The organism is Chryseobacterium sp. 22543 (assembly GCF_052044565.1).
GTDB lineage: Bacteria > Bacteroidota > Bacteroidia > Flavobacteriales > Weeksellaceae > Chryseobacterium.
The window spans coordinates 658,013-674,215 of the sequence record NZ_JBQENH010000003.1 but is presented as its reverse complement, the minus strand read 5'-3'; the positions used below and the strand labels follow the sequence as shown (position 1 = coordinate 674,215).

The following is a 16,203-nucleotide window of genomic DNA, read 5'->3' as shown; positions in this document are numbered from 1 at the left end:
AATGCAGACACTATGAAACTAGAAATACAACCCATAGGAAATTCTTATTCGGAGCAGGCCATTGATTTGATTTTGACCATTCAACAGAAAGAGTTTAATATTCCGATTACAATAAAAGATCAGCCTGATCTTTTGCAGATTGAAAGTTTTTATACGGAAGCAGGAGGTAACTTTTGGGGAGCTTTCGTGGATGGTGAACTGGTAGGTTCCATTGCACTGGTTAAGTTTGATGAAAGGGCAGGAGCAATCAGAAAAATGTTTGTTAAAAAAGAATTCAGAGGCAAAGAACTGAATATTGCCCAGGAACTATTGGAAGTTTTAATTTCTTTCTGCCGCGAAAACGAAATTGATGATTTATATTTGGGAACCATAACGGTACTGAAAGCAGCACAGCGTTTCTACGAAAGGAATCAGTTCGTAAAGATTGAAAAAGGAAATCTTCCTGTAAAATTCCCTTTGATGAGCGCTGATAATATTTTTTACCATTTAAATATTGACTGAATATGAATGTGATCAACGAAGCAGGGATTCTTGCTATATCAACGAGACTTCATCGTCTCAGTGAACAATTGAGAAAAGATGGAGCGCTTATCTATAAAGCATTCGGAATCGATTTTGAGCTTAAATGGTTTCCGGTGATCTTTACCATTTATAAAAAAGAGATCGCAAGCGTTGTCGAAATTGCCAATGAGATCGGGTACACCCATCCATCTACCATAACCCTGCTCAAAGAACTCGAAAAACTGGAGTTGATACAATGGGAAAAAGATAAACAGGACGAACGGAAAAGATTATTTATCCTGACTTCAAAAGGAAAAGAACTCATTGAGAAAATGAAACCGGTTTGGCAACTGATGTCCCAGATTCTGGGAGATATTACCGATAACAATAATAATCTGCTGGCAGCTATTGATGAAGCCGAGGAGAAAATTGCAAGCCAGTCTTTTTATCAGAGGGCATTTCAGGCGAAGAATTCGAAATAAAATAATACCTATGAAAGAGTTGTACCCAATCAGTAAAACTCTTTTATTCTATCATGATAGCAACCGGATTTCTGGCAGACATTATATTTTTTAAATATTCTTTGTCTTCTTCAGTTAATTCATTGGTGGCAAGAGCAATATCTTCCCAGGCTTTTCCATCTTTGCGTTTCAGGGCAAATTCAATGGAGTTAATTACTGGTTTTTTATTCAGCCCTAAAGGCCTTAAATCTATTCGTTGCCCTTCATTAATTTCGCCCTCTGTAATTTGTCCTAGTAAGAAAAACGGTCTTCCTGTAATCTGGATAGTATCATTGAGCTTAAACTGAGCAACAATTAAATGATGCCAGCTATATCCACAATATCTGCATTGTTTTGCATATGGAGTACGGGCAAGTTTGTTGCATTTCGGACAATTATTGAAAAAAACTTTTTCAGGAGTTTCAGTCATTATCCGAGTTATAATGTTTTGTTTAAAAACTTCATATCCATTTTCTAATAGATTGGTGATTTTAGGATCAGAACTTATCCAGTTCTTTTCTATCATTATCTTTCTGAATTTTGGATTTTCATTACTCTTGAAAGAAGAAATTTGATGTTTTAGGGCTAAATTTTCATGTTTCGTCATCAATTCACTGAAATAGTTGATAATATAATTCGTCGTTTCCTGATCCATACCCAATTGAAAAGAGTTAAATGATTTTGATTATTTTTCTTGTCTAATGTATTATTTATTTCTTTAAAATAGCTATATAATATAAAAGAACCCGCCAGAATTGGCGGGTTCTTTTAATTCATTATTGAAATGATGCTGTATTAGAATCTTAAAGTCGCTGCAACAGACCACGTCCTTCCAAAACCAAGGAATCCTGTGTTACCATCAGCAATACCCTGATAAACTCTTCCGGTTTCCTGGTAAGTTTTTCCGGCATTTGGGCCGCTGGCAATTTTGTCCCCTGCGAAAATATTGGAGCTTAATTCAGAAATATAATATTTGTTGAATAAGTTGTACACATTCGCTCTCAATGTTAAAGACTTTTTCGCATCAAGTGTGAATTTGTAAGAAGCACCTACGTCAAATAAATTATAACTTGGCAGTTTTACAATTCCTTTTTCTCTTGCTGCTTCAGTAAGGAAGTTGATTGGGTTAAACTGTGCATATAGCTTGTCATAATATTCCCAGTTGGCATCAATACTGAAAGCTTTGGTAATGTTATAATCAACTCCAAGGCTTGCTGTAGTTTGTGCAGCATCTCCCACCTTTAGATCTTTGATATTGATAACTCCTGTAGCTCCTGCCACCTCCTGATTGTTTTGAACATCAAGAATATTGAAATTTGCATTTCCTTTGTACTTCCAGTTCCCCAATGATAACATCCCTCTCAGTCTAAGGTTAGCAAATGGTCTTGCCTTCGCTTCCAGTTCAATACCCTGGTGTATCTGTCCAACGTTCAGTGCGTTGTAGAAATAAGCATTTCCAAGCTGTAATTGTGAGAAGTTGGCTACGTCTGCAGCTCCTGCATTAAAGGTTCTTGAAATAAATCTGTCATCCCACTGCGTTCTGTAGGCATTGATATTTACATCTACATAACGGGATTTGAAACCATATCCTAACTCCACAGAGAAGATTCTTTCATTCTTTGCATCGTTATAGATATTTTGGTTTGAAGGGAACAGAGCATTGAATAATGGCTGCCTTGAAATAACTCCTGTATTGAAAAATACATTATGATGCTCATCTATATTATAGTTGGCACCTCCTTTTACAATATAACCCGTTTTGTGGTACCATTTTGTTTCCTGGTTTCCTGGAGTATACAGCATATAGTCTCTTCTTTTGTAGTACTGTTCAGAAACTGATCCCTGAACGGATGCACTTAGTTTTTCAGAGCTGTATTCAACCATTCCATATAAACCTGCCCATTTTACCAGACCTTCGTTGTGTATAGATACCTTTTGAGCATCCTTAAGTTTAGTAAGAGGTTCCGGTTTTACGTTACTGTTGATATAATAACCTTTTGGAGCGTTTGCCGTACTGGAAACAAATAATGCATCAGATCCCAACATGTCAGTCACAATATCGTAAAGTGCTCCTTTGTAAGTTTTAAGATCAATACCTCCGTTAAAGGTCCAGTTATTTTTTTTGTAATTAAGATCTGCGATTACTCCATACCAGTCATGAGCATTGATACTCTGTTTTCTTACGATACCATTGGTACCGTTCAGTGTAGCCACATATTGTCCGTTATAATCAGTAGGAGAGCCTGCAGGTGCAGTAAAGGTTGATTTCTGGAAAGTGTTTCCGTTATAATCTGTTACAATACCCCCTCTGTTATAGCGGTAAATCATATCCCAGTTGATAGTACCGTCACCGCCTGCACCGTAATTCATAAAATTCATGGTTTGTCCGCTGCCGTTTTTGATAGAACCGTTCAATCCGGTACCACCGCCGCCACGTCCCCATGAACCATAAAGAACGGTAGATAGTTTCAGGTTATCATTCATCGTCCAGTCCCAGTTCAATGATGCAATAGGCTTATGATAGAAGTTAGGAGCCAGATTGAACTGAGAACCATTCAACATCCCTGTCTGAGGGTTGTATCTTCTTCCATACGTATCAAATTGCTGTAGAGTAGCCACATTCGCTCCGGTTGCTGAAGACCTTCTCGTATCATGTACCTGTGGTGCTCCGGTTGCAATTAAATTAAACGCATGCTTTTCATTGGGCTTAAACCCTGTTGAGAAAAACCATGAATAACCTTCTCCTTTCGTTCCGTTGATGTAGCCGTCACCTTGCCAGCGGGAAAGCAATACGGTTGTTCCCCATTTGTTTTTTAAGCCGGAAGAGTACATCGCAGATATTCTGGAGTAGTTATCGTTACCCACTTCTCCTTTGATCATTGCTTTCTGCTCAGAATCTGTAGCTTTGGTCACAATATTGATCGTTCCTCCTACAGAAGGAACTACAAATTTTGAAGCTCCCAAACCTCTCTGAATCTGGATGTTGCTCGCAATGTCTGCCAACCCGGTCCAGTTAGACCAGTATACAGTTCCTCCCTGCATGTCATTCACCGGCTGTCCGTTGATGATCACTGCAATGTTAGCCCCATCGAAACCTCTCATATTGATTCTGCTGTCTCCAAAACCTCCGCCCACTTTGGTAACGTACACGGATGGGGTAGACTTCATAATCTCAGGAAATTCTCTGTTTCCTAACTTCTCCTGAATTTCCGCTGCCTTGATGGTGGAAACTGCAACAGGAGTTTTTCTTTCTTTGGCTGTTTGGGAAAGGTTTCTACCTACCAACATCACCTCATCAATAGATTTTGATTTCTCTAAAGAATCCTTCGTACTTTGCCCGTAATAAAGGGCGGCCGTAGGTAATACAAGCGCTATAATTAGTCGCTTTTTAAAAATAATGCTCATGAAATAAACTAGCGTTTTTGAATTTAAGGCTGCAAAGATGGATAATTATTTTTGAATTAAGTATTAAATCTTCACGAAGTGACTTCCTACTGTGTGCTTATAATGCATTATTATTCATTTTTTTGAGTGTATTAATTATTTCAGATATTTAATTTACAATTTGTTATAAAAGTGAATTATTATAAACTGGAAATGTATTTAAATGAATAAAATAATTATGCGATTCCTATAAACTTCATCATTGCCTGTCTTTTACTGAATGATTTCAATTATTTTTGATTTGATTTGTATCATTTTTAATATTTTTGTAGATATTATTTGTATCAGTTTTATTTCGTCAGATAACATAAGATTTTCTACTATTTTAAAAATGTGAAAAAATGACCCAACTCAGTTTATTCGACTCAGAAGATTTATATGAATTTCCAAAAGACCTTCTGGAATACAGAGAACATTTCCTGAATCAGGAAGAAGCTGATAACCTTAAAGATCATCTGCTTGAAACAGCTCCCTGGAAACAACGTACCCAGAAAATGTATGATAAAACGGTTTTGACACCACGCCTAACAGCTTGGTATGGTGATCAGAAAACGGCTTACCCATTGGGAGATGTTGAAGTGGAGAATAATCTCTGGACTCCTGAGCTGTTTTCTTTAAAACAAAGGATAGAAAAAGAGTTTAAATATAAATTCAATTCCGTATTGCTTAATCTCTACAGAAATCACAATGATTCTGTTGCCTGGCATCGTGATAAGGAAAGCAGATATGGAAAACGCCCGGTAATTGCTTCTTTAAGTTTAGGACAAACCAGAAATTTTGATTTCCGGAAAAAAGATCATCATCAGAGTAAATACAGCCTGCCTCTTCCTCATGGCTCATTACTGATTATGAAAGGAGATCTGCAGGAAAACTGGGAACACCGGATCGCTAAATCTGTAACTTCTATGAAAGAACGTATAAATCTTACATTCCGGCTAGTTCATAAAGAATGAGGTTAATTTATTCCTGAGACAGGTTCTGCTTAAAATTAGTTAGTAAATCCTCCGCGCTTGGGAGATTTCCTAGATTACTTTTAATTCTTTCCAGAAGATCGCTGAATAAAGCTTCTCCGTTTAAGACTTTCAATGAATATTCGAAAGGATATAAAGAAATAACACCTCCGTTATTGTCATATTTTAAGGTCATGAATCGTAAAGGAAATTCCGGAGTTTTATCTCTGTACAGTTTAAATCCAAATTCATGGATCATATAGTATGAAAATGCTATCGTTAGCATCAGTCCAATCTGTTTGTCTTCCTGATCAAATGATTTACAATACTGATAAAATCCTGGTTCTGTAGTAACGGCCTTGTCTATATTGTTAGGGTGGTAGACAGGGTTCTCTATAGCCAGTGTTACTTTATTATCGATAAAAAAGCTGCTTAACATTCTGAATGAACCGTCAACCAGAACATCCTCTGACAAAAGCTCATCTTCAGTATATCTGTTCCTGAAATATTCATCTGTATATATTCCGTCTATTCCTGGACTTTCAGACTGCTGCTGACCAGTTGTATCTGGATTTTTTGAAAAAAATTTTTTGAAGAAGTTCATGGTTATCGTTTCTATAGTGTATCTGACAAATATAAAAAATATTCGTAATCCCAATAAAAAGCAGGATGCATTTTATTTTTCTGTAAAAAAGCTGCACCTTTGCCCAACAATGGGGTGCTACAGATAACGCTGGCTGAGATGATACCCAGGAATATATTTCCACACCTGATCCGGATAATGCCGGCGTAGGGATTGCTTACTTATCATCTCATCATTTGATTTCTAACAATTAATATGATGCAGGACATTTTAAAACAAATTACCTTACCGGAATGGTTTGGAGTCTTATTTTCAGTCATTCAGGTCTTACTGGCCCGTAAAAACAATGTCAATAATTATCTTTTCGGGATTGCAGGTATTCTGCTTACGCTGTATGTGATGCTTACTTCCAAGCTTTATGCTGAGTTTACCTTAAATCTTTATTATCTGGTCATGAGCATCTACGGATGGATGTATTGGAAATTCGGGAAACAAAAATCTGAAATGGAAATTTCTGTTACCTCAACTACCGAAAAATGGATTACCGGAGGAATTGTTTTGGGAACCTTTATCTTATTCTGGTCTTTTCTGACGCATTTTACCGATTCGGATGTCCCGGTTTGGGATTCTCTGGTAAGTGCTTTTGCCTGGGCAGGGATGTGGCTGATGGCAAGACGGAAAATTGAAAATTGGGTGATCCTCAATGTCAGCAATATCATTTCAATCCCTTTAATGATTCATAAAGAATTATATCTGTATGCTGTTTTAACGTCATTCTTATTTTTAGTGGCGATCTCAGGATATATCGAATGGCAAAAAATTATTAAAACCAAAGCGAATGCTGAGTACTAAAGACATCAGACAAGACCTTCAGGGTGCTTCTATAGTTTCTGATAAGGTGATCCAACATATACATGAAGAAGGATGGCTTAAGATCTGGGTACCGAAAAAATATGGTGGCTTGGGTTATCGTTTTGAAGAAGGACTTAAAGCATTATTTGGCTGGGCCGAAACCGATGGAAGCTTTGGCTGGATGCTGACATTGTGTGCCGGAGCCAATTACTTTTCCAGAAATATAAAACCTGAAATTGCTGAATTACTGTTTACCAATTCTAACATTTGTTTTGGAGGAAGCGGAATGGTTGGCGGAACTGCGGAAAAGCAAAATGATAATACCTATATCATCAATGGATTATGGAATTTCGCAACCGGAGCTCCCCATCTGACCCATTTTACGCTGAATGCCAGGATTACAGAAAACGGTAAACCAATAATTGATAACAATGGAAATGAAATCATCCGCTCATTCATAGTTCCTAAAGAGCAGGCTGAAATTATCCCCAACTGGAGATCTATGGGAATGAAAGCCAGCGGGACCTATTCCTTTACCCTTAAAAATCTTATAGTAAGCGAAGATTACAGTTTTGTTTACGATCATTTTTTCACGGATGATATTCTGGACAGCATTCCGTTTCGGGTTTTTGCAGATTTGACACTTTTGGTGAATTATCTGGGAATGGCTTCTCATTTTATTGAAGAAGCAGAACTTATTCGTCCTGAGATCAGTTTCAAAAGTTTTGCAGAGTCTGTTGAAAAGCATTTAAGAAAAGTATTAAGTATTGCCAGAGACATAGAAAATATACTCAGCGATCACAAAGAGATTTCTGATGATCAACAGAATGAGATTCATACTTATGGAACAGAATTAACCAAGCAATTATCCCATCAGATCCTTACTGTTTATATACAGCTGGGAATCAGGGCAACAGATACCAATTCTGCAGTTTATCAGGTATTCTGTGATTATTTTACGGCAGCAATGCATTCCAATTTCAGGCCTTCAGCGGATGATTTAAACTTTTCTTTCTGAAAAATAGGCGGAAAATATTTCTGTGAAAATCCGGAGAATAGTTATTGCTGAGAATTTAAACTTAATATAAATTTAATGTGATTACCATAGCTTTTAGATACTTTTGTACCATCAGTTTTGAGTTCAAAGACGTATTAAAGGATGGATCATTTTAAAGAAATATATTCCGGTTACAAGCACAGGGTGTATTTTTTTGTGGCCAAATACCTTTCGGAAGAAGAAGATATTGAAGAAATTGTTCAGGATATTTTTATGCATGTCTGGAAGTACTTATCCAAAACCAACTCACCTTCAGAAATTGAAGCACTTATTTTTAAATCTGCCAAACAGGAAATCTCCAATTTCTACCGTAAAAGAAAAATGATCTTCGTTCCTCTTGAAAACTTTCCGGAAAATCATGATGAAGAAAGTGCTGAAATCGAAAAACAGCTACAGCAGGAAGATCAGCTCAAAAAAATAGAAAATCTTCTGGAGCAGGTTCCCGAAAGAAGCCGTGAATTTTTCATCCAAAATAAAATCCAGAATCTCAGTCTTTTTACCATCGCTCAGGAAAATGATATTTCCAAAACAGCTGTTGAGAAGCATGTTAATAAGGTACTGAAGTTTCTGAGATCCAACTTGAGTTTTTTCTTTTAACTTTCGTTTATATTGATAACAAACTTCACTTCAAATCTCTTTCTAAACGGGTGTAAAATTGTCATTGATTACGTCGAATCTTCGATTTCTGACGAAGGAAGAATCTCATATACAGCCTGGATTCTTCATTTCACTGCGTTACATTCAGAATGACAGAGTCATCATAATAAGATAGCAGGATTAATGTAAAATTGTATATAATTATCTTAAATAAAATCAATTTTAACCCAATAGCAACCAATATGAACAAATCGTTAAATCAAAAAAATAGAGGTTGACGATTCTACACTTCCTGCGTATTCTCTAATAAAGATCAAAAAGGAACGTATGGATTTCGACAATCAATGGAAATCAGTTAAAGAAGAAAACCGGAAAATGAAAGATTCGGCAGATCAGCGAATCTGGAATGGGCTTGAGAATAAAATCAGATTCAGAAACCATACAAAAAGGTTTTTGTGGGCTGCGGCTGTTCTTTTGCCCTTATTTACCGTGATGACTCTGTTCTTTACTGAAAATGCTCTAAGCTCTTCATCTCATCAGCAAATGGTTTTCAGAACGGAAACGATGCAAAAGGAATTCACCTTGCCGGACGGAAGTATTATTATCCTGCAACCAGAAAGTGAATTGATGCTGACAGATGATTTCGGAAAGAAAACCAGAAATGTCTCTTTTAAAGGGAAAGCATTTTTCAGTGTTGCTAAAAATAAAGCGCTGCCGTTTATCATTGATGCCAATGGATTTAAAGTAAAAGTGTTGGGAACTCAGTTTTTGCTTGATCAGAGATCCACAGATAAGAAAGTCTATCTGAAGGAAGGAAAAGTAAAAATTGATTTCAAAGGGAATACAACATTTCTTCTGCCCAAAGAAACCTGGCTTGCTGACAAAGACGGAACCGAGAAACATTTCTACGATCAGGATGTTGTAAGAACATTTGATTTTAATGAAATGAAATTTGGGCAGGCCATTTCTCAACTGGAGAAGACTTACAATGTTTCCATAACATATCCTCAGCATTACAAAGAGAATGTGATAAATGGAGACATCACCGGAGATCTGGATAAAGTTATTAAAACAATAGGGTTTCCATTTAATCTTACTGCAGGAAAACAATCAGCAAATCATATCATTTTAGAAAAATAATGCACCAGTAATTGGGGTTACCGATGCATTGAAAATAAATCAGTCAAATAACAACTAATTTCAGCAAAGCTATGAAAAAAACAACAATTAGCATGATGTTGTTGGGTCTTTTGTGTGCGCCACATTTTACCTTCGCAGAGGCTAACAAATGTTTTCAACAGTCCGTTATTCAGCGGAAAACGCCTTTGATTAAAATCTTTGAAAAACTTTCAAAAGAGCATGGCGTAAAATTCTTTTATTCGGTTTCAGATCTGAAAGAGATCCAGGTGGATGAATCTCAGATGAACTATCAGTCATTATCAGCATCTTTAGACTATCTGAAGAAAAATGTCGGTCTGGATTTTAATGTAGATCAGAAAACGGTAACCGTTCGTCTCAATGCAAGAGCGATGGCAAAAATTCAGAGAACCAATGCTCAACAGTCTGCAGAGTATGTAAATCCAATTAAAGACACGGTAAAATCAAGAGAAAAAAATATTGATGAGGTTGTTTTGGTCGGGTATGGGAAGCAGAGTAAGAAAAACAATTCAGGTTCTATTTCTTCCATTGACGAGAAGCAGATGAAAGGAGTGGCTTCCAGTAATTTTGGAGATATTATTGCAGGAAAAGCAACCGGAGTTCAGATTACTCAGGCTAATGCAACGCCGGGAGGTTCACCATCAATAAGAGTAAGAGGTATCGGGACGTTGACAGCAGGGTCCAATCCTTTGATCGTCGTAGACGGGCTTCCATTAACTGAAGGTTCTAACCTGAATGCTATTGATCCTAATTCCATTGCCAAAATTGATATCTTAAAGGATGCTGCCTCTGCCGCAATCTACGGTTCCAGAGGAGCAAACGGAGTAATTATCATTGAAACAAAGCAGGGGAAAAAGGGGAGAATGGCAGTTTCTTTCGATTCCTATTACGGAATGCAGATGAGAAGTGATAATGTGAAACTGGTCAACGCTTATGATATGGCCACTTTTCTGAAGGAAGCCAGAGACAATAATTATCTTTCTAAAGGTAGTAACAGAAGTATTTCCGATAATAATGCCACAAGAATTAGCAAAGGTGCTTCTTTAAGAGAATTAATTCCCGATTATTTGGCTCCTTATCTTGCAAAGCAGCCGGGATTAACAGATACCGACTGGTTGAATACTGTTATGAAACCAGCACCTATCAGTCAGACTTCACTGAATGTTACCGGAGGAAGCGATAAGAGCAAATACGCTTTTACCATAAGCTATTTTAACCAAAAAGGACTGGTCATCGGGACAGATTACGAAAAATTTTCAACCAGTATCAACCTTTCAACTGAACTTACAGATAAATGGAAAGTGGGTGTAACCATGACACCGTCTTATGCAACGGGGACAATCAATGCTGCAGAAAATTCAAGAAGTTACAATCCTTTGCAGATGGCTACGGCAATGTATCCTTTTTTTAAACCTTATAATGATGACGGAAGCCTTGCCATTTCTCAGCAGATTTTGGGAAATACAGCAACGGACGGAGCTTTGGTAGAAAATCCGGTTGCTGTTCAGGAAATGACCAACAGAAAGTATACATTATTTAAAACATTCGGGAATATTTTCACCGAGCTTGAATTGCTGAAAGGTCTGAAATACAGATTGTCTGTAGGCGGAGATTATTCAAATTACGAATATAATTTCTTCGATCCTTCTACCGTGGGAGCGTACAGAGCGGCAGCTCCGGATGTGACTTTTGCCAACAGAACAGAATATATCCGCAAAAATTATTTAATTGAAAACTTACTTTCATTTGATCAGAAATGGGGTTCTCACCGGGTGGATGCCATTGCCGGACAGTCTTTCCAGCAGGAAGATAATACACAGCTTTTAACCGAAGCCACTGCATTTCCAGATAACAGCATCCGAAATATTGCAGGCGGAACTTCATTTAAAAATACATTGACACAGTACAAATGGCGGCTGATGTCTTATTTTACCAGAGTTAATTACACGTTTGACAATAAATATAACCTGATGGCTTCCTATCGTAGAGATGGTTCTTCGCGTTTCGGGAAAAACTCTAAGTGGGGAAATTTCTATGCTTTTTCTGCAGGCTGGACCGTCAGTAATGAAAATTTCTTTCCTGAAAACAATTTCGTAACGGATTTAAAACTCAGATACAGTCTGGGAAGCAACGGAAATAATCAGATTCCTAATTTTGGGGCACTTTCATTGATGAATCAGGATAATTATAATTTTGGTGGAACTTTAATACCTGGTTACACAACGGCAACCGCTCCCAACCCGAATATTTCCTGGGAAAAGTCCAGATCAAACAATTTCGGAATTGATTTTTCTTTGTTTAAGAATATACTGAACATTTCTGCAGATTATTATATCCTGAACAGAGACGGTTTGTTATTGGATGTTCCTGTTCCGCAGCAATCCGGTTTCAGTACTTCACTTCAAAATATTGGTAAGATCAAAAATTCAGGATTTGAATTACAGATTGCGTCAAAAACGTTTACCATCGCTAAAGATTTTACGTATTCGGGAAGCTTTAATTTTTCAACTAATAAAAATGAAGTGTTAGCATTGGCCAACGGGCAGAACCAGATTATCACAGGAGAAAATAACTTCTCTGTAACCAAAGTAGGAGGTTCAATTGGTGAAATGTATGGCTATAATATCCTTGGAATCTATAAAACTCAGGAACAGATCAACAATTCGCCACACATTACCGGAACAATGGTAGGAGATTATATTATGGAAGATCTGAATGGTGACGGAAAAATTGATACCAACGATAAAAGAAGTTTTGGAAGCGGTGTTCCGAAATACATTCTCGGTTTCAATAATAACTTCAGGTATGGACTTTTTGAATTAAGCTTCTCATTGTACAGTGAAATTGGTAAGAAAATCTATAATGCTGATGCGGTCACCACGTTAGAATCAGGAGAAGGATTCGGAATGGCTTCCCAATATTATTTTGATAACCGTTATAACGCAGTAACCAATCCTGATGGTTTTTTTGGGATGCCGAATATGAACTTTTCCAACAACAGAAAAGAGGCCAGAACTTCAAATTTATACTTTAAAAATGCAGATTATGTAAGATTAAGATCGCTTCGTGTGGCTTTTAATTTCCCTAAATCTATGCTTCGAAATATCGGGATAGAAAACGCACAGATCTATCTGGTAGGAAACAATCTTTTCACCCTGTCAAAATACAAGGGAATGAATATCGATGCCACTTCAGATAATGTTCTTACACAGGGATTTGATCAGGCTTACTATCCGGTCGCTAAAATTTATTCTATGGGCTTTAACCTTAAATTTTAAAATCATGAAAAAAATATTCATTACAATATTCAGTATTTCGGTGATGTGCTCATGCTCGTCTGATCTTTTGGATGTGAACCCTGAAGCGCAGAAAGTATCATCACAATTTTATACCAATTCCTCTGAAATTGAGCAGGGTATCATCTCAGTGTACAGCGCTCTTCAATACACGGGACAATATCAGCTGGCAATGCCGGCTTTCGGAGAATTGCCTTCAGATAACACCTATGATGAGGTTCCTGCCAATGATTCTTTTACATATGGTGAAATGGATTTTTTCACGATTCAGCCTAATAACAGTCTTATTGCAAGTGCATGGAAGGATCATTATATCGGTATTCAGCAGGCTAATATTATTCTTACCAGAATTGGAAAAATTCCTGATATGACTGATGCTCTGAAGAATACAAGAATTGGCGAAATGAAATTTCTTCGCGCATTGATGTATTTTAACCTCGTAAGAATTTATGGTGATGTTCCGTTGGTTTTAAAAGAAACTACAAATGTTAACGATTATTTCGGACAGGCAAGAACTCCTATTGCAGAGGTGTATTCTGCCATAGAAAAGGATTTGAAAGAAGCTATTGATCTTTTACCGACAACGACCTCGCAAAAGGGAAGAGTGACTAAAGGAGCGGCATTGGGAATTATGGGAAAAGTGCTTCTGACACAAAAGAAATTTGGTGAATCATTGACTTATTTAAATCAGGTTGAATCTTTAGGCTACCAGCTTTTGCCTGATGTCAATAAAATTTTTGATGTCACCAATGAAAATAATGCTGAAATTATTTTTGATGTACAGTTTACTTCCGGGTTGAATGGAAATTCGGAAGGAAGTATGGCATTTCAAATGTTCAGCCCTTCCGGATCGGTTTCGGGAGCGAAAGGACACAATCTTCCCACCAAAGAAGTCTACAATCTTTATTCAGCCGGAGATACCAGACGTTCTGCCTATATTGGTCTTACTTCAAACGGAATTCCTTTCAGTAAGAAATTGGTGAAAACATCCAATACCATTGCAGATGGAGGAAGCAATTTTGTGGTGCTGAGATTAGCCGATGTTTTCCTGATGATGGCAGAGTGTTTTGCAGAGCAGAATGACATTGCTAATGCCAATTTATATCTGAATAAAATTAAAACCAGAGCAGGAATTGCTCCCGTAAACCTTTCAACAAAAGATCTTCTGCTTAATGAAATTGATCGTGAAAGGAGACTTGAATTTGTAGGAGAGGGCCACCGTTGGTTTGACCTTTTAAGAACCGGAAAGGCTATTTCTGTGATGACTGCTCATTTTACTAATAATGCAGGTTACAGTACTGCACAGATCAAACCTCATCATCTTCTGATGCCGGTTCCACAGGGACAGATCAATACAGACCCTGCCATTAAACAAAATCCCGGATATTAATTAAACATTTGAAATTATGCTAAACAATAAATTATTACAAGTATTCCTTTTTTCTTTTTCTTCACTGTTCATTGCGCAACAAAAGAAAATTTCACTTTCTGATTTTCCTGATGATAAAGTAATGGTGGTTGCCCACCGCGGGGATTGGAGAGAAGCTCCGGAAAACTCAGTATGGGCAGTAAAAAAAGCAATTGAAAAAGGAGTGGATATGGCTGAAATAGATCTTGCCATGACCAAAGACAGTGTCTTGATCCTGATGCACGACAATACCATTGACAGGACAACAACAGGAAAAGGAAAGCCGTCTGATTTTACACTGGACGAAATCAAAAAACTCCATCTGAGAGATGGTCTGGGAGTAGAAACGCAAATGAAAGTTCCCACATTACAGGAAATTCTGGAAGTCTCAGACGGAAAAATTCTTCTGAATCTGGATAAAGGTTTTGATTACATCAAACAGGTATATCCTTTGGTGAAAAAACGAAATATGCTCGATCAGATTTTGTTTAAAGGCCACGAATCTTACCCTGAATTTAACCAGAAGTATGGCGATATTAAAAATGAGATTCACTATATGCCGATTATTCAGTTAGGCAAAAGTGAAGATCTTAAAAAAATCTCAGATTATATCAAAAACTATAAAATCTATGGCTTTGAATTTACAATAGGAACAACGGAAAAGGATCTGATTGATTTTAAATCTTTAAGAGAAAAAAAGATCAAAATCTGGGTCAATTCATTGTGGCCACATCATAACGCCGGAAATAATGATGATCTGGTCCTGGAAAATGCGGATGTTTATGATTGGTATATAATTAAAGGGGTCAACGTTATTCAGACGGACCGACCGAAAGAGCTTATCAATTATCTGAAACGTAAAAAGCTTTATTTTTAATAATTATAAGCGCTGAAATCAAAGATTTCAGCGCTTTGTCTATTAAATAATGATTTTATGGAGAATAAAGGATTTGAGTTTGATTGTCGTAAGTAATAATGGGAAAAAGCTCGATAGAAGAAAAAATATTTCCTGTTTGGTTAATGAAGTGTTAATGTAAGATGAGTGCTGATTTGTTATTAACTTATTTCTCTACATTTGGTGAATAAACTAAATAACTATGAAAAAACTATTACTTATCGCAAGTAGTGTATTATTGTTTTCTTGTACAACCGGCGAAGAATTAGAAACTTCGGCAAATACAGAATCAAACTCAAAACAAATTACTTTACAGAAGGCTAAATCTGGAGCCAGTCTTTTGGTAGGTGAAAACATCACATTAAAATGTAATGGATCATCAAATTTCCAAAATCCTATTAATGTAAATCCTAACTATCCTTACATAAGTTCTTATGAAGTGCTTTATCGTGATTTAGCACCATTGTATGGAAGAAATCAACTCAGGCTTTCAGAGTTTGTTGCAAAACATATTTGGGGATATGGCGGGCCTTTTACCAGTCTCACTGAGATTTATATTGGATACAATGCCATGAATGATTTTAATAACTCAAGTGTGAATTATAGTTATATTCAAGATTATACAATAGGTCAGGACGGAGATAATGCGCAAATATATGGAGATATGTTTGGAAGCAACAGCGTTCCTATGACAAATGATGCAGCCAATACAGTTTATCATGGTTTTAAAGCTAAGATAGACCAATTAACTTCCCAAGGAAAGCAAATAACAGCTGTTCACCTTTACACTGACGGCCTGCTATGCATTCCCAGTGTGAGATTTATTAAAATGACTGTAAAAGTATTATAAATAGTTCTGTTAAAAATCAAGCCCCTTAATTGGGGCTTTTTTATTTACTGTTCTATCAAAAACAAAAGGTGGACTGCAATAATCCACCTTTCTTTATAATAGCTGTGTTCTG

The 16,203-nt window shown here is 36.9% G+C and carries 14 protein-coding genes; 11 read left to right on the top strand and 3 right to left on the bottom strand.

The features are described 5' to 3' along the window. Nucleotides 1–12: 12 nt before the first annotated feature. Together ACTJIP_RS13940 and ACTJIP_RS13935 are read left to right on the top strand one after the other, a co-directional pair. Nucleotides 13–501 carry a GNAT family N-acetyltransferase gene (locus tag ACTJIP_RS13940; protein WP_180563668.1) on the top strand — a complete coding sequence of 163 codons (489 nt, stop codon included), beginning with the start codon at nt 13–15 and terminating at the stop codon, nt 499–501. Nucleotides 502–503: 2 nt separating this feature from the next. Next, nucleotides 504–983, top strand: coding sequence for a MarR family winged helix-turn-helix transcriptional regulator (locus ACTJIP_RS13935; RefSeq protein ID WP_077417736.1), 480 nt, complete (start codon nt 504–506; stop codon nt 981–983). Nucleotides 984–1,026: 43 nt separating this feature from the next. On the opposite strand, the gene ACTJIP_RS13930 is transcribed toward ACTJIP_RS13935, so the two are convergent. Together ACTJIP_RS13930 and ACTJIP_RS13925 are read right to left on the bottom strand one after the other, a co-directional pair. Beyond that, complete coding sequence (locus ACTJIP_RS13930) at nt 1,027–1,608, bottom strand: hypothetical protein (protein ID WP_440704727.1); 582 nt, start codon at nt 1,606–1,608, stop codon at nt 1,027–1,029. A gap of 188 nt (nt 1,609–1,796) precedes the next feature. After that, nucleotides 1,797–4,406 (bottom strand): TonB-dependent receptor, encoded by a 2,610-nt coding sequence (locus ACTJIP_RS13925; protein WP_440704726.1) that lies wholly within the window; start codon nt 4,404–4,406, stop codon nt 1,797–1,799. Between the two features lie 380 nt (nt 4,407–4,786). Between ACTJIP_RS13925 and ACTJIP_RS13920 the strand changes: the two genes are divergently transcribed. Continuing rightward, on the top strand, nt 4,787–5,398 hold the full coding sequence (locus ACTJIP_RS13920; protein WP_440704725.1) for an alpha-ketoglutarate-dependent dioxygenase AlkB family protein: 612 nt from the start codon (nt 4,787–4,789) through the stop codon (nt 5,396–5,398). 7 nt (nt 5,399–5,405) lie between these two features. Here the strand turns inward: ACTJIP_RS13920 and ACTJIP_RS13915 are convergent, their stop codons facing one another. Continuing rightward, nucleotides 5,406–5,999, bottom strand: coding sequence for a hypothetical protein (locus tag ACTJIP_RS13915; protein WP_180563672.1), 594 nt, complete (start codon nt 5,997–5,999; stop codon nt 5,406–5,408). 234 nt (nt 6,000–6,233) lie between these two features. Here ACTJIP_RS13915 and pnuC point away from each other — a divergent pair, with 234 nt between their 5' ends. The 8 genes from pnuC to ACTJIP_RS13875 all read left to right on the top strand — a co-directional run bounded on the left by pnuC (nt 6,234) and on the right by ACTJIP_RS13875 (nt 16,091). Continuing rightward, nucleotides 6,234–6,830, top strand: coding sequence for a nicotinamide riboside transporter PnuC (gene pnuC / locus ACTJIP_RS13910; protein ID WP_077417728.1), 597 nt, complete (start codon nt 6,234–6,236; stop codon nt 6,828–6,830). Next, nucleotides 6,817–7,848, top strand: a complete 1,032-nt coding sequence (locus ACTJIP_RS13905) for a hypothetical protein (protein ID WP_428168455.1) — start codon at nt 6,817–6,819, stop codon at nt 7,846–7,848. Before pnuC ends, ACTJIP_RS13905 begins: the two co-directional genes overlap by 14 nt. 141 nt (nt 7,849–7,989) lie before the next feature. Next, entirely contained in the window at nt 7,990–8,484 is a 495-nt protein-coding gene (locus tag ACTJIP_RS13900) for an RNA polymerase sigma factor (RefSeq protein ID WP_077417724.1), read from the top strand. A gap of 327 nt (nt 8,485–8,811) precedes the next feature. Next, nucleotides 8,812–9,624, top strand: coding sequence for a FecR family protein (locus ACTJIP_RS13895; protein WP_077417722.1), 813 nt, complete (start codon nt 8,812–8,814; stop codon nt 9,622–9,624). A 71-nt stretch (nt 9,625–9,695) separates the two neighbouring features. After that, nucleotides 9,696–12,920: a SusC/RagA family TonB-linked outer membrane protein gene (locus tag ACTJIP_RS13890; RefSeq protein WP_440704724.1), complete on the top strand. Its 3,225-nt coding sequence runs from the start codon at nt 9,696–9,698 to the stop codon at nt 12,918–12,920. A gap of 4 nt (nt 12,921–12,924) precedes the next feature. Beyond that, nucleotides 12,925–14,328, top strand: a complete 1,404-nt coding sequence (locus ACTJIP_RS13885; protein ID WP_440704723.1) for a RagB/SusD family nutrient uptake outer membrane protein — start codon at nt 12,925–12,927, stop codon at nt 14,326–14,328. Nucleotides 14,329–14,344: 16 nt separating this feature from the next. After that, nucleotides 14,345–15,223 carry a glycerophosphodiester phosphodiesterase family protein gene (locus ACTJIP_RS13880; protein ID WP_440704722.1) on the top strand — a complete coding sequence of 293 codons (879 nt, stop codon included), beginning with the start codon at nt 14,345–14,347 and terminating at the stop codon, nt 15,221–15,223. Between the two features lie 220 nt (nt 15,224–15,443). Beyond that, nucleotides 15,444–16,091, top strand: a complete 648-nt coding sequence (locus ACTJIP_RS13875) for a hypothetical protein (RefSeq protein WP_180563677.1) — start codon at nt 15,444–15,446, stop codon at nt 16,089–16,091. Nucleotides 16,092–16,203 lie beyond the last annotated feature (112 nt).

Bases quoted from the DNA above. Each gene is read 5' to 3' on its own strand.
- ACTJIP_RS13930 (WP_440704727.1), bottom strand. From the start codon at position 1,608: ATGACGAAACATGAAAATTTAGCCCTAAAACATCAAATTTCTTCTTTC.
- ACTJIP_RS13925 (WP_440704726.1), bottom strand. From the start codon at position 4,406: ATGAGCATTATTTTTAAAAAGCGACTAATTATAGCGCTTGTATTACCT.
- ACTJIP_RS13940 (WP_180563668.1), top strand. From the start codon at position 13: ATGAAACTAGAAATACAACCCATAGGAAATTCTTATTCGGAGCAGGCC.
- ACTJIP_RS13875 (WP_180563677.1), top strand. From the start codon at position 15,444: ATGAAAAAACTATTACTTATCGCAAGTAGTGTATTATTGTTTTCTTGT.
- ACTJIP_RS13935 (WP_077417736.1), top strand. From the start codon at position 504: ATGAATGTGATCAACGAAGCAGGGATTCTTGCTATATCAACGAGACTT.
- pnuC (WP_077417728.1), top strand. From the start codon at position 6,234: ATGATGCAGGACATTTTAAAACAAATTACCTTACCGGAATGGTTTGGA.
- ACTJIP_RS13885 (WP_440704723.1), top strand. From the start codon at position 12,925: ATGAAAAAAATATTCATTACAATATTCAGTATTTCGGTGATGTGCTCA.
- ACTJIP_RS13915 (WP_180563672.1), bottom strand. From the start codon at position 5,999: ATGAACTTCTTCAAAAAATTTTTTTCAAAAAATCCAGATACAACTGGT.
- ACTJIP_RS13900 (WP_077417724.1), top strand. From the start codon at position 7,990: ATGGATCATTTTAAAGAAATATATTCCGGTTACAAGCACAGGGTGTAT.
- ACTJIP_RS13920 (WP_440704725.1), top strand. From the start codon at position 4,787: ATGACCCAACTCAGTTTATTCGACTCAGAAGATTTATATGAATTTCCA.
- ACTJIP_RS13880 (WP_440704722.1), top strand. From the start codon at position 14,345: ATGCTAAACAATAAATTATTACAAGTATTCCTTTTTTCTTTTTCTTCA.
- ACTJIP_RS13890 (WP_440704724.1), top strand. From the start codon at position 9,696: ATGAAAAAAACAACAATTAGCATGATGTTGTTGGGTCTTTTGTGTGCG.
- ACTJIP_RS13895 (WP_077417722.1), top strand. From the start codon at position 8,812: ATGGATTTCGACAATCAATGGAAATCAGTTAAAGAAGAAAACCGGAAA.
- ACTJIP_RS13905 (WP_428168455.1), top strand. From the start codon at position 6,817: ATGCTGAGTACTAAAGACATCAGACAAGACCTTCAGGGTGCTTCTATA.